We start from the raw sequence: 13,907 nt of genomic DNA on the forward strand, positions 1-13,907 counted from the left end.
TTTGTTGGCAGACATCCACGCTTACGGTTTTCGCCGAATGGGCGGCGACAGCTATATATATGTATGTCATTTGCCGCTCAGTGACGGGATAGGGTCCGGGTTCCTCAATTAAACCGGACTCTTAAATGTCTACTTTTCCTGAAGATGAGCCGGGCGTGCCATCGACCTCTGTCGCTCCCTTTAAACCCATCAATCTGTTACCCGGTGGGGCTCGATTTCAACCGCACACGTTTGCCGATCAATGGCTGCTTGAACGAGGCCTTGCCGGTGACACCTTGGTTCAGGTCACTTATCAAGAGGTCGAGACCGTCGACTCGGCCGCAAAAAGAAAACGCACTTCGGTGCCTTTGCGCGATGCCGTTACCCAGGGTTTTTTAGTGGCCTATCAAAGCCAGGAGACGGGCGGCATTCCTGCCCGGTCCCCCCGCGATGGCTGGGTTTATCCACACAGAAGCCTGATGTCCCTGGATTTCTCGTCCCTTCGCGTCGAGGGGCGAGCGCTCTCGCAAAACCGTTTGAACGAACTGCACGCAGGCATTCCCCGCAACTATCGAAGCACTCCGCAACCTGCCACCCCCACAAGCGCGGTTCAATACGATCTGCTCAGCCCCAAGGGCAAGGAGCAGGCCAGGTTACTGGAGCTTCTGGACACCAACCAGGTGAAACTGGCGCGTTTGTTCGCCGCGCTTCCGACCTTCGATTCGGTGCTCAATCGTTTGCTGGTGGACACGCTCGAGACAAAGATCCCCGAGCGCAAGCTACGCGCTTCACTGCTGGGTAAGATCGACCCTGATTACTGTTATGTGAGCCGCTTCACCAGCGACTCGAACGGTGTGCGCTCGCTGACGGTCTCGGAGAGTTTCAGCGACGTCATGTGGGGGTGTTTGCAGACGGATACGCCTGCGAGTTACACCGGCGGCGGCGTCGGATTCTGCACCCGCCCGGACTCGGTGGCCGAGGCCGACAGCCTGTTTGCCGGCCCGGTGGACGCCCAGGTTCTACAGGCCATGGAGTCGGTACTTTACATCGCCAATCCAACCACGAATGAGCGTGTGAAGAGCCAGTTCCGCGATGAGTTGAGGCGCTTTCGCGATAACCGATGTCACGCAGGCATTCTTGAGACAGCGACCCCGTGCACCACGGCAGAGGCCCTCGCTCATTTGCTTTCCCTGCGATTCCTGCATCTTTTCGATTTGTACAAAGTTGATCGGAGTTCGGCCACCCCACTCACGCCCAGTGAACGAATCCAGCAAAAAGATGAAGATCGTCTGCTGGACCTCATCACGACTCATCCCTCCAAGGCGGACCGAAACCGTTTGGCACGGGCGCCCATCCCCCATGTCTACGCCGTGATGCTTGATATGGGCACGGCAGCGCCGCAGAAGTGGCCTGCTGCGATGGTGATCAAGTTTACCGATAGCCTGACCTTGTTCCTGTATTCCCTGGAAGGCGGGATCCAGCGATTCCGCTCTGTGCAGGATCTGCTCAGCAACGTCCGTCCGACCCATGGAGGGCAGGAACGTACGATTGTGGATATCACTGCTGAACTGTCCGGGCATGTTTTTGAAGTGGCCGCCGATGACCTGTTGCAGGTACAAAGCGCTGCCCTGGAAACGGTCATGAACGCGCCAGGAAACGAGACGCTCGCGTTGAGTGCCTTTGCTGCAAGTGCCGAACGTGCGCTTGTTTTACCCATGTTGTCGCTGGCCGCGCCCCTGGCTGTGCGTCAGCAGACCCTGGTCGAATACAATCGTCCCGGTTTCTATAAAGCCGCGACGCGTCCTGAGCAAGCCCACTATCGTCGCCTGGAAGCGCAGGTATTCCAGGCCGTCTTCCAATTGGGTGGCGGTATCCAGACGTTGTTGCAGTTCACTCGCCAGAAGATCAAACAATACCTGCAGCAAACCGTGCATCCGGGTATAGAGCCGGATCCGGACAAAACCATGGTCACGCTTTTCTATGGGCAACGTGCTAATCGAAAGCAGTCCCGTATCAGCAGCCTGACCCAGTTGATGCTCGATAATCTGCGCCCGCATCAGTATCCGAATGCGATGAGGGAAGTGCTGACCGTTTACGTTGTCGATCAACACGGCCAACGTGTCAGGCACCCGGCAAGCGGTTTCTTCGTCACGTTGAGTGGGAGTGAACTTGCCAGGATGGCGATCCGCATTGATGCCGGTGGCAGTTATGAAACCCTGCTGCGCAAGGAGATGAACAAACCTGAATACAAGGCCGCGTGGCAGGCGGCGTATCTGGCTAACTTGAAATTCAAAGGTTACGAGGCTTCGCTCAGGGGCGACGAGGTGTTCAAGGCCAGCGTGCTGGACAGTGCTTTCACCCCACCGATCTCGCGCAAACGAGTCGCTTGCTGGCTGGACGCTGTCTTGCGCTCGCCCACCGCGGCGGGGCGTGCCTGGGTAGGTGGGCGTAAGGTATGCGTCCATGGTCTTGTGCTGGGGGGCAGCGTGGGCGTGGGTGCGCAGCAGGACATGATGGGCAATGCGGTCAGCGTCGATGGCGTGCTGGTTTTTTCCGATCAGGAGGGGCCGGATATCGAGGGAACCGTTGGCGTTTATTTCCCGGACAGCCCCGATGGCGATGATTTCCATGAATTCGCTGACCTGAGCGACGGCATTGCCGGGCTTTTACCGGAAGAAAAATGGCAGGCGTATTTCCGTTCGCGCATTTCCACACTGGACCCCGCGCAGATAAAGCGTTTGTTGGGCCAGCAAGGCGGTCGTCCGCTGATTCGTGGTTCGTTGTTCGCAGGCGATCTTCTCGAAACGCTGCACCAGGCCTACGTCAATTTCCAAAGCGCCTACGCGGATCACCGCTCCAACAGCAACCGGGATGTCAGCCGTCAAACTGCTGGGAAGCTGGCGATGATGACGGTCGGAATTATCTTTGACCTGGCCGGATTCCTGGTGCCCGGTTTTCAAATGCTCACGCACGCCATCAAGACCGGTTTGCTGGTGGTCAGGACCGGTGCGGTTCCGATGAACCTGCCAACGCTGGCGTTCGTTCATCAAGTGGCCAATTATGCGGGGAAGAAGGCACTGTCCGGTGGCGTGACCCTCCCCGTGCGAGGGCGATCCTCTTTCCTGGCGGTGACGGCTCGTCAAGACTCGAGGGAAAAACTGCTCGGGCTGCCACTGGAAGAGGCGCTCTATGACCGTTTTGCCGTGACGGATACGTCGCTGATAAAAGGGATCACACCGGATCGCCAGGGTTTTTACCGTCCCGCGATCACGGACACCGCCACGGGTAGCGTGACGCGCCCCGTGTTCGTACGGCAACCCGACGGGACCGTGTACCGGGTGCACGACCATACGCGGTTGAAGGCCACCGAGGCCACCATTGTCGAAGCCACTACGGGATTGCCCATCCGCGCCCATGGCGTGATGCGCGATACGGTGCAGCGGATGTCCGACGACGAGTGGCGCGCGGTAGGACACGGCTTTGGGCGCGGAAAGCGCCCGCGGGACACCTCCCCTCAGCCCGGTCCTTCACAGCCCAGGCAACCGGCTACATCGTCTCGCTCCGTTTCCGATCTGGTGCGCACGCCAAACGAATGGGACGTCCAGATCATGGATCTGGTCCCGGCCCTCGTCACCCGGCTTGCGAGTTGGCCACAAAACCGCAGCTTGTTAATCATCGAGCAAAGGCCTGTCCGCCAGGATTGGTCAGTGCGCTTTACCCCGGGGCAAGAGGAGCGTGCTTACCCGGCGGCTGATCATCCGCTCAGGTCGGGCTCGGATATCGTCTTGAGGCGAATCGGTGAAAACCATTACCTCCTGGTGCTGGGCGAGCAGAATGAAATCGCGTTCGATATCAACGGCGATTGCTTCTTCAATGCCGTCGCCCGAGGATTGAACGAAGGGCAGGCGCAGGCGAGGTTTTCGATGCAGGGGCTGCGTAATGAAGTCGCCGATTACATCGATCGACACCCGCAGGTGACCGATTACCTGGTGACGCAACCTTCCGGGGTGCAGCAATTGGTTTTTGATAATGCCCAAGCGTTGGAGAGTCTGCTGGGTAGATCCGCGGCGCGTGACCTGACTCAAATGATCTACGGTGCTCCCAATCCCCATGGCTTGTTTCAGCCGCTGGAGAATTACTTGAGCCTGCACGCAAACGGCATCGCGCGCAGGGTATTGGATCAAGCCACTGCGGCTGACTTGCCCCCGGAGATGCTGCAGATGATAGGGCGTTTTGTATCACCCCGTACGCAGGGTCGCTTGATGCTGAGCAGAATTCCCTACTACGCGCAAAAAGATCAAGCCTTGCAGAGTTTTTTTGAGGATGTCCTGTTGCAGCCCATCCGCAGTCAGGAAATCGCCGAACTGCTCAATAATCAATTCCTCCTGCTCTCTCAGGATACGCTGCATATCATGCTTGAGTACGGCGTCCGGGCCCGTGATCTGACCGACCATCATCCGCGCAATGAATTGGCTTATGTCAGGTACGATGAGGCTGTCCACGGCCACCTCAATGACGATCAGCTCGATGAACTGCTCGATGGTGCCTACCTGGTCGATCGCGACGACTTGAAGAGTGTGGGCGAACGATTCAAGCGTGAAACCGGCACGGTCATCGACGACGACGTAGACCTGATGGAACAGTTCATGCACTACGACAGGGCCGAGGATTTCACTGACCTGCTTACCGTGGCCCTCCAGCGTTACCCCGTCCTGTTGAGGCGGGCCACAGTCCTCCTGCGATCCCCTGTTATTGCTTCCAACCTGGGCAGCCTGTTCCCCGTGAATGTCCTGGCGCAATGGATACGTAATCCGGCGTTGTCTGACTCACGCCTTCAGCTCATTGCCGAGTATGCCGGCAGCCGTTATCAAGAATTGGTGAGCAGCGGCCGTATCGATATCGATTGGATGCAGCCGTTCGATGATCAAAACCTGCACGACCTGATCTTCCATCAGCGGGCATTAATCAGTTTTTTGGATTTCCTCCAGGGCGTGCGGTATCTCGATCAGCGCAATATGGCGACCGTCACAGGTTTATTCAGCGCTGCGGGACAATCGCCTTCGAACAGCAGGGTTGCGATTTTGCTCGGGACGCCGAATCTATGGCGATCCATTCAAAATATGCCGGGTATCTCGCCGCGCAGCGCCCGGCGAATCTGGGAGGATCTGGTGGGACCGCAGTTCAGTGATGAGAATATCCGGCGAACGCTGGCGCAACGGGATTCACTGAGCTCTGAGTCAGCGTTTACCAGCGCATTGATCGACAGCCTGACCCTCGACGAAGCCCAGGCTCATCAGGTGATCCTGGGCGCTTATGGCGTGACCCCAAGACAAGTCATGCATTTTCTGCAGGGTTTCGATTTCCCAGGGACTGTTGCGGGCCATAGTCGCTTGACGCTCGCGCTGGATCTGAGTGCTCATGGATCGATCCCGGACTGGGCCTGGCAATACGCCCGACCGGGGGTGACCCCCGAGTCGCTGCGGTCATTCCTGGCCACACGCAAAACGTCGAACCCCGAGTGATTCGAGCCGTTTCTGTGGGGAGGGAGTAACCACCGCGTCTGCGACGCTGCGCTGTCGTGCAGTGAACCAGGCCCTGTGGCGAGGGGATTTATCCCCGTTGGGCTGCGCAAGCAGCCCCAAGCCAGGCAACTCGGTGTGTCAGGAAGATTGAGTTCAATGCTTTAGGGCTGCTGCGCAGCCCAGCGGGGATAAATCCCCTCGCCACAGGGTTTTGTGTGCAGCCTAGGAGCGGCACTCCACCAAGCCGCGCACTTGCCCGTCCTCGCGCTGGTTTTCCTCGCTCAGCCAGCGCTCGAACCCGGTGGCGATGGCGGGCCATTCCGAATCCAGCATCGAGTACCACGCGGTGTCGCGGTTCTGGCCCTTGACCACCATGTGCTGGCGGAACACCCCTTCGAAGGTGAAGCCCAGCCGTTCGGCGGCGTATCTGGAGCGGGCGTTGGCGTTGTTGCACTTCCACTCCAGGCGGCGATAACCCAGGGCGAAAGATTCCTTGGCCAGCAGATAAACCGCCTCGGTGCTTTTCGGTGAGCGCTGCATCGGTGCGCCGAAGGTCACGTGGCCGATCTCGATACGGCCCTGGGCCGGCACGATGGACATCAGGCTGAGAATGCCCTGCACATCGCCGCTGGCACGGTCGATCACGCTGAAGAAATACGGGTCGCTGTTGGCGGCATGGTTGTTCAGCCAGGCATCGAACGCGCCGCGATCCTTGAACGGGCCATAGGGCAAGTAATCCCAGAGCTTCGGGTCGGCGCCGGGGCCTTCGAGGGCTTGCCACAGGCCATCGGCATGACGCGCCGGATCGAGTTTTTCCAGGCGGATGAAACGCCCTTCGATCAGTTGCGTAGACGGTGCCGGGGCACCTTTCCAATCGGCGAGTGAAATCGACATGCTGTGCTCCTTAAAGGGCCTTGCGAAATTGAATGAAACCCGGGCGTTCGGCGATGCGCTCGTAGAGCTGGATCGCCGTGGCGTTGGTTTCGTGGGTCAGCCAGTGCACCTTGCAGCAACCGTCGGCCTTGGCGGTGCGGTAGACGAATTCGATGAGCTGGCGACCGACGCCGGTGCCACGGCATTGTTCCGTCACCAGCAAGTCTTGCAGGTAGCAGGAATTCTCGATGCTCCAGTTCGAACGGTGATAGATGAAGTGCACCAGGCCCACCGCCGTGTCGCCGTTCCAGGCCAGGGCCCCGTGGGTTGGCTCGCGGTCATCGAGCAGGCGTTGCCAGGTGCTCTGGCTCACCGCGTCCGGCAGCTCGGTGTTGTAGAACCGCAGGTAGGCTTGCCACAACGGCAGCCAGGCAGCGTGATCGTCGGCGCTGACGAGACGGATTTCGACTTGGCTCATGTTCACTCCTTGGATGATAGGTCTGGCATCAGGCGTGCGAGCGCCTGGTCCTGTGGATCGGGGCTGGCGGCGAGCCCGTTGCGCACGCCGGCGACATCCGCCGGGCTGCGGTTCTGGTTGAGCTTGCGTTTGCCTTCCAGGCGCTGGATGGGCAAGGCGAAACCGACGATCGCCTTGAGCATGCTGTCGATGTACTCAGCCGGCGCATCATCGATTTTCCAGGGCTGGGCGCGGCCGGTTTCGTGGCGATCGGTGAGGGCGCTGACCAGGTTGCGCAGGCGATGAGGATCGCTGAACACCTCGGCGCGGCCATAGGCGTGTACCGCCAGGTAATTCCAGGTCGGCACGACTTTGCCGTGTTCGGCCTTGCTGGGGTAGAAGCCCGGGCTCACGTAGGCATCGACCCCGCTGAAGACCACCAGGGCTTCGGCGCCGGCTTCCAGGTCGCGCCATTGCGGATTGGCCCGGGCCATGTGCCCGTACAGGCTCCCGTTGGGACCTTGTTGCGGGTCCAGCAACAACGGCAAGTGGCTGGCTTGCAAGCCGTGTTCGCCCTGCGTGATCAATACGGCCAGGCGGCAATCCCCCATCATGCCATGCAGTTGGGGCAGGTCTTCGACGACAAAGGCTTTAGGGTTGTACATGACGATTTTCCTTGGCGAATGCGAGCATCCTAGGCAGGCTATTGGTCTGTTGTAAGAGCCACTTTCAGCCAATTTCACAGGTCCATTTTCGGGAGCTGTCATGAACAACGCCGTGCCGCCACTGTCGTTCAACCCCGCGGGCATCGAGCTCGATCGCCGCCAGGGACTCAGCCGCCAGCTTTACCAGGCCTTACGGGCACGGGTGCTGGACGGGCGCCTGGCGAGCGGCACGCGCCTACCGGCCAGTCGTGACCTGGCGGCGGCCCTGTCGATCTCGCGCAACAGTGTGGTGCGCGCCTACGACCAGCTCTACGCCGAGGGTTTCATCGAAGGGCGGGTCGGTGACGGGACTTATGTGGCGAAACTGTCCTCGACGACGCTGCCGCTGAAAAACATATCCACAAAAGTATCCACAGGGTTTTCAACAGGCTTACCCACAGCCTTATCCACAGATTGGCTCGATTTACCTGTGGGCCCATCCAGTAAAGTTATCCACAGCGATGCGCTGGATCGGGTCGAAAAGCACCATTTGCCCCTGCCGCCCAGTGGCCCACCGAGGGCGTTTCGGGTCGGCATTCCAGCGTTCGATCTGTTCCCCTTCGACGTCTGGGCCAAGCTGAATGCGGCTTTCTGGCGCAAACCGGACCTGCAACAGCTCTGTTATGGCGATTCCCAGGGGGATGCGCGCTTGCGTGGGCTGATCGCCGCATACCTGCGCAGTTCGCGAGGCCTGCACTGCACGGCTGAACAAATTGTGATCACCAGCGGCGCGCAGCAGGGCATCAGCCTTTGTGCACAGTTGCTGGTGGACCCGGGTGACATCGTGGCGGTGGAAAACCCAGGCTATCGCGCCGCCGGGCATGCGTTTGCTGTTGCGGGTGCCGAGGTGAGAGGCGTACCGGTTGATGGCGATGGGTTGAATTGCACGGCACTCGGTGCGTTGAGCCACTGTCGGCTGGCCTACGTCACACCGTCCCATCAATACCCGACCGGGGTGGTCATGAGCCTGGCACGGCGGCTGGAGCTGCTAGCCTGGGCCGAACGCAATGACGGCTGGATCGTCGAGGACGACTACGACGGTGAATACCGCTACAGCGGCGCACCGTTGGCGCCATTGGCCGCGCTGGATCGCCAGGGGCGGGTGCTTTACGTTGGCACGTTCGGCAAAGTCGCGTTTCCGGCCTTGCGCATGGGTTATCTCGTATTGCCGCCTGGCCTGGTCGACGCCTTCGCCCGCCGCCGCGCGGTGGATATGCGTCACTCCGAAGTCAGCACCCAAGCGGTGATGGCCGAGTTCATGGCCGCCGGGCATTTCCAGCGGCACATCAGGCGCATGCGCCGGGCCGCCCTGGCCCGGCGTGACGCGCTGCTGAGCGGCTGGCCGAAGGCGGTTGCGGGCATTGGCGTCATGCCCACGGTGGTGGCCGGGCTGCATGTCACCGTGCCGGTGGACAGCGTTGAACGTGAGTGTGAACTGATAGCGCTAGCGACCAGCGTGGGCGTCGAGATCAATGGCTTGAGTGGTTATTGGCTGCCCACTACAACCTCGTCGCAAGTGCATGCCGGGTTGGTGCTGGGGTTCGCGGCCGTCCCGCCAGCGGCGATAGACATTGCGCTGGCGGGCCTGGCGACAGCCTGGAAAACCTGACGGCTGAAACAGGGCATCTGTGGATGCCCCGGGTTTTCGCCGTTATGACGGTTGTTTGGAAAAAAACACTTCCTTGGCCTGATCCACCGCGATTTCGCTGCGGTAATGCTCGATCAGTTGGCGCTGGTTGAATGTCTGGGTGGATTCGACGCCAATCCGTTGATTGACTTGCTCGGGTGTTCTCAAGCGCGCGGAAACGAACGCATGAGGCGGCACCCAGCTCGTTGAGTAATGGAAATCGGCGAACCAGAGGGTCTTATTGGTTTTCAGGTCTTTGATCTCATACCGGTCGAGATAACCGCGCAGAGGGCCTTTGATGCGTTGCCGATTTTTTTGCTTGGTGATGGAAATCTGGTTTCGGTTCTTGAGCCAGAGAAGGCCGCTCATGGTCGGCGGGCGTTGTTTGATGACATTCAGTACGGTGTCGAAGCTTTCGTCGTGAAGGGTTTTCGAGGCTTTCTTGAGTGCCGTGCGTGTGGATTGCGCCAAACGCTGTTGCTCAGCCGAGAGGTCAACCGTTTCGTTTGACGCATTGTCCAGGCCCTTCGTGATCGCGATGGCGACTTTCTCCATCCGGTTGGCGTGTGCGTTCAGAATCAGTCCGATGCCGGTGGGCGACCGCTCTGGCTTTGTCGTGTATTGCTCGACCTGTGCCTTGAACGCAGCCAATCCGTCGAGCAGAGCCTTGCCCTTGGTGATGCTGGTCGCCAACACCGGGACGGCCAACGGCGTCTCAGTATTCACATGGGGCAGCCACTCGCCGGTTTCCTTGCGATGGAAGGTGGCGATGATTCGATCCGTGAGCGGATGTTTGACATCGAGCCAATCGGTTTCTTCCAGGGTCTTGGTTAAACGGAGTTCGCCACTGACCAGCCCCCAGAAGCGCGCCCGGATGAATTTTTTCCTGGGCCTGGGGCGCGCCTGGTAAGGACCGGCTTCGCTTCGCCGGTTGCTTCTTTCGTCGAGGGCGCGTGCTAAATGGCGCAACGCCCGTTCTTTAAGCTGGCCGATCTGCTTGCCCAGTCGAGTGAGTTCCGTCACACGGACGCTGTCCCTGTATTCCTCGCCCACGTATTGGAGGTGCTCCTGGATGGCCGTGAACTGCTCCGTCAGGCTGCCGAATGCATCGATCTGCTCGTCCAGGCGGATCACGCTTCGTTCATTGATGGCGTCATGCAGGCTTTGAAAAGCGACGGTGGTGTTATCGACAAGCTGGTTGATGTCGGCCCAGCCTTCGGGCAGGTCGTTGAGGCTTTCCAGTGACAGGCAGAGGTGACGATACATGTCCAACTGAATGAGCCGAATCGCATCGCTCTTGTAGGCGGGCATTCTCGCCCGGTGTTTGCGCAGCAGTTCAACGCCTTCGCGCCCCACCTTCCTCAGCCTGGAAAAGCGCGTTTCCATGTAATCCAGGCGCTCGATCATATCTTCACCGACGTTGATCATGTTTTCGGCGGCATCAACGTGTGCTTGCTCCACTTGTTCGATGCTCGAGGTGGCCATGTCCACCGCTGTTCTCAGGGCCGGGGTGAATCGCTCCTGCAGGGTGCCTATCTCCTCGAACGTGAAGTTGATCTGCGCGTTCAGGTAACCGAGCCTGGCTCGAGGTGCGTCGGGCCTTGATTGGAAGACGGGCCACTGAATCAAAATCTCCAATGCTTCTTCGTAGCTTTCCCGCTGTGTTTTCAAGGTGCTCAAGTAAGCGTTGCGCCTGGCCTCCCTGGAAGAGTCGGAGGCTTGGTTCATCTCCTTGGCGTTCATGGTCAGCAGCTTCTGGTCCTGGGTTTTGCGTTCCTCGAACCGGTTCAGTTCGGCAAGCAGTTGGGTGCTGAGGCGTTTCGCATCCGCGATGACTTTTTGCCTGACGCCCTTTGACCCACTGCCGCGCAAGCGCAGGAGCGTGTCGATACGCCATTCGCCCTCTGCATCATTGATCAGGGGTGGGCCGGTGCGTGCGGGGTCGTTTTCATCAACGATGGATACCTGCTCGCCCTCCACCGTCACGTTGAACCACTGGTTGGCCATTTTTGCGTACCAGTGCCCTCCCTGCTCGTAGAGCCCCTTGAGCGCGCCTTCTGTCATGGGCTGTTCGGCGTTTTCGGGTTTGTTCACGCTGAAGGATTCAAGCAGCTCGGCGCGTTTGGCGGATTGGTCTGTCAAGGCACCGCTGGAGTGGATGGCGTCATAGTGCTCGGGTGACAGTTTTTTGTTCGTTAGAGGGGCAAGCTTCTCGATCACGAGTTCAGGTTTTGTCGGGCTTGCCGGTTCACGCACGACCTCTGGCGCCTCGGGTCGACGGCTGTCGGCGTTTTCCCTGGCGCGGTCGATGGCGTGAGTCGTGATTGCCATGGCCATGTTCAGCAGCAGGTCGACGAAGGCCTCCCACTTGGCCTGGCGGTTGGAGGCTTCGTCGCTCTGGGTCAACGTTTCAAGGTCGTCCAGAATTTGCCAGAGCCAGGCCGCGGTGCCCACGGCGGTGCCCAGGTAAGGCAGCGCCAGGTTGAGAATCAACCAGCCGGTCTGTTTGAAGGTGGCCCAACGATTTTCGCGGTTGGACACCGATTGCCGGTCGGCCAGCTCGACCAGGGCAGCGGCATTGGCTTTGAACAGCCGCGGCAGGAAGTCAGCCCCCAGGGTTTTGTCGCTCAAACCGATGGGCGCGCTATTGAGCCATGACGATACAGGGTCGACCGCAAACTCCACGATGGCCCAGGGTGAAGGCAGGGTGTCCGGGAAAACGAATCGGCTGTAACTGGCGCGTACCCCATCGGGTAGCCACGCCAGGACCGATTGGCGCAAGGAGGCCGTTTGCCGGATGGCGTAGATCAGGTTGCTGAACGACGGGTACTGACACAGCGGCGGCTCAAGCAACGGTCGATAAAGCAGGCAGGGGCCGGCATCCGGATCTTTCGGGCCGATCACGAACATGTTGGTCACGACGTCTGCCGAGGTGCTCAGTGCGTGCTTGGATTCGAACGCCAGTGGGCGCAGGACGATGGGCTGCCCATCGACCTGGCGATCGGACTCCTTGGGCTCCATCAGCGCAGCGACATAGCGGTAACCCCGTTCATCGATGTCCCCCAGCCCGCGGATTTTGCTCTCCAGCGCCAGCAGGGGTAACTGGATTCGCAACTGTGAGGTGTACAGGTTTTCGCGCCGGGTTGATTCGGCCGGATCGTCGAGTAGTCGGGTTTTGATCAGCTCGGGATAAACGCGACCGATATCGACTTGGGTGATGAGGTTCTCGATGTAATTGGCCGTCATCCACTTGGGCAATGCACGGCCATTGACAGACCTGAGGGTCTTATCGCCCAAGGGAAGCGCAATCAGGTTTTGCAAGGCCAGTTCAACGAGGCTGAACCGAGTGGTTTGGATTTTGCCGGGGACCACGAAAGTCCCCCAGACGACGGGACTGCGTATCTGGATCTCGATGGCTTCCAAGTCGAGGGTCAAGGCATCGGCGTGGTCCGCCAGCATCTGCTGCTTCAGCCTGTTCAAGGCGTACTGCTTGATGGCGGGGATACCGTCCAGATAGGTCTTGCCGGCATGGGCGCTGCCCAGTGCCGAGAGGTTTTTCAGGTGTTGGGCGAACAGGAATTGATCGGATGTCGACGCGGCCTGCAACCAATCGGGCGTCTGTTTCTCGAACCAGTCCTGGGAAGGGGCGTTACCCCTGTCTGGTCCGTCGTGATCGGCCTGTTCGCTCTCGTCGGCTATCAGGCCTTCCAGATAACCGGGATCCCCGATGACTTTGACCTGCATGGCGATCAGTCCGCAGGCCTTGTGGTCGAAAACATTGCCGTCGGGCTCATACAGCCGCCACTGGATTTTTGTGCGGTTGACAGTGTTCAGATGAGTCGGCAGGGATTGACCCAGCGCGTCTTGTGAATCGAACTTCTCATAACCGTTGCGCAGAGAGTACATAAGGATGACTTCTTTGCCGTCGATCTTTGCGATCAATGCCACGATCGAGTTTTCGTTCACGCGACGGACCGTATCGCCGTCAACTTCATCGATATCGATCAAATAGGCGTGCGTGTCATAGCGGTCATGGTGCTTGCGGTCCTGCAGGTCCGGGTAAAGGAACAATTGCCTGGCCATGTCGCATTCAGTCGCGGTCCAGCCCTGGACCTGGCTGACGTTCCAGATCTTGCGCAGGTTGCTGGAGAGCTCATGCCAACGAGGGCCGGAGGCGCCGAGTGAGGCATTCCAGTACGCCAGTTGTTGTTCCTGGAAAGCGGACGTCATGGCGGGCACCAGTTCGTTGATCAGCAGCCCGATCAGACTGATACGCACCGGCAGGTGCACCTCTGGGACGGTGAGGGGCAGTTGAGTCAGGAAGTGCTGCCCTTCGATCAGCAAGGTCGATTCACTCTCGCCCACGCGCTCGGCCAACATGTCGCTGAGGGATTTATAGCGGGTGGGAAGCTGCACGATGTTGCCGTCGACGACGTCCCAATTAGGCTCGCCGACCACTGTGTTGTGCGGATCAAGGTCCAGCGTCGGGTACATTTTTTTGAGGGCTTGGCGCAGCAGTAGGCTGGCCACTTCCGGGGAGGTAGGCCCCGCGAGCATCTGATTGAGCACCGCATCCCGAAGGCGCGCTTCGGGTGCGGAGCTCGTGGTGGTTGTGACGGTTCTTGTCATTTGGGTTTCCCTGTCTTGTGCAATCCCCGAAACGAGTGCTTCGGGGATTGCATGCTAGGGAGGGGCATGACGGGGAAGGTGGTAACTATGTATACGCCGCCCTGCGGCGCCTCGGT

At 59.6% G+C, this 13,907-nt stretch carries 6 protein-coding genes; 2 read left to right on the forward strand and 4 right to left on the reverse strand.

All coding sequences use genetic code 11. The features are described 5' to 3' along the window. Window positions 1-125 precede the first annotated feature (125 nt). Window positions 126-5,501, forward strand: a complete 5,376-nt coding sequence (locus DTP52_RS08570) for an OTU domain-containing protein (protein ID WP_109752928.1) — start codon at window positions 126-128, stop codon at window positions 5,499-5,501. 222 nt (window positions 5,502-5,723) lie between these two features. On the opposite strand, the gene DTP52_RS08575 is transcribed toward DTP52_RS08570, so the two are convergent. The 3 genes from DTP52_RS08575 to DTP52_RS08585 are packed head-to-tail and all read right to left on the reverse strand — an operon-like array spanning window position 5,724 to window position 7,496. Next, a complete protein-coding gene (locus DTP52_RS08575) occupies window positions 5,724-6,395 on the reverse strand; it encodes a GNAT family N-acetyltransferase (protein ID WP_109752929.1) in 672 nt (223 codons plus the stop codon). 10 nt (window positions 6,396-6,405) lie between these two features. Then, window positions 6,406-6,852, reverse strand: coding sequence for a GNAT family N-acetyltransferase (locus DTP52_RS08580; RefSeq protein WP_109752930.1), 447 nt, complete (start codon window positions 6,850-6,852; stop codon window positions 6,406-6,408). Between the two features lie 2 nt (window positions 6,853-6,854). Beyond that, window positions 6,855-7,496, reverse strand: coding sequence for an FMN-binding negative transcriptional regulator (locus DTP52_RS08585; RefSeq protein WP_109752931.1), 642 nt, complete (start codon window positions 7,494-7,496; stop codon window positions 6,855-6,857). A gap of 100 nt (window positions 7,497-7,596) precedes the next feature. On the opposite strand from DTP52_RS08585, the gene DTP52_RS08590 reads away from it, so the two are divergent. Beyond that, window positions 7,597-9,144 carry a PLP-dependent aminotransferase family protein gene (locus DTP52_RS08590; protein ID WP_109752932.1) on the forward strand — a complete coding sequence of 516 codons (1,548 nt, stop codon included), beginning with the start codon at window positions 7,597-7,599 and terminating at the stop codon, window positions 9,142-9,144. A gap of 42 nt (window positions 9,145-9,186) precedes the next feature. On the opposite strand, the gene DTP52_RS08595 is transcribed toward DTP52_RS08590, so the two are convergent. Further along, entirely contained in the window at window positions 9,187-13,791 is a 4,605-nt protein-coding gene (locus tag DTP52_RS08595; protein WP_109752933.1) for a dermonecrotic toxin domain-containing protein, read from the reverse strand. Between the last annotated feature and the right edge of the window lie 116 nt (window positions 13,792-13,907).

The sequence above is a fragment of the Pseudomonas sp. 43mfcvi1.1 genome, from assembly GCF_900115935.1.
GTDB classification, from domain to species: Bacteria; Pseudomonadota; Gammaproteobacteria; order Pseudomonadales; family Pseudomonadaceae; genus Aquipseudomonas; species Aquipseudomonas bijieensis.

What these genes read in the sequence shown, in the direction of transcription:
- DTP52_RS08570 (WP_109752928.1), top strand. Translation starts at nt 126, where the DNA reads ATGTCTACTTTTCCTGAAGATGAGCCGGGCGTGCCATCGACCTCTGTC.
- DTP52_RS08575 (WP_109752929.1), bottom strand. Translation starts at nt 6,395, where the DNA reads ATGTCGATTTCACTCGCCGATTGGAAAGGTGCCCCGGCACCGTCTACG.
- DTP52_RS08580 (WP_109752930.1), bottom strand. Translation starts at nt 6,852, where the DNA reads ATGAGCCAAGTCGAAATCCGTCTCGTCAGCGCCGACGATCACGCTGCC.
- DTP52_RS08585 (WP_109752931.1), bottom strand. Translation starts at nt 7,496, where the DNA reads ATGTACAACCCTAAAGCCTTTGTCGTCGAAGACCTGCCCCAACTGCAT.
- DTP52_RS08590 (WP_109752932.1), top strand. Translation starts at nt 7,597, where the DNA reads ATGAACAACGCCGTGCCGCCACTGTCGTTCAACCCCGCGGGCATCGAG.
- DTP52_RS08595 (WP_109752933.1), bottom strand. Translation starts at nt 13,791, where the DNA reads ATGACAAGAACCGTCACAACCACCACGAGCTCCGCACCCGAAGCGCGC.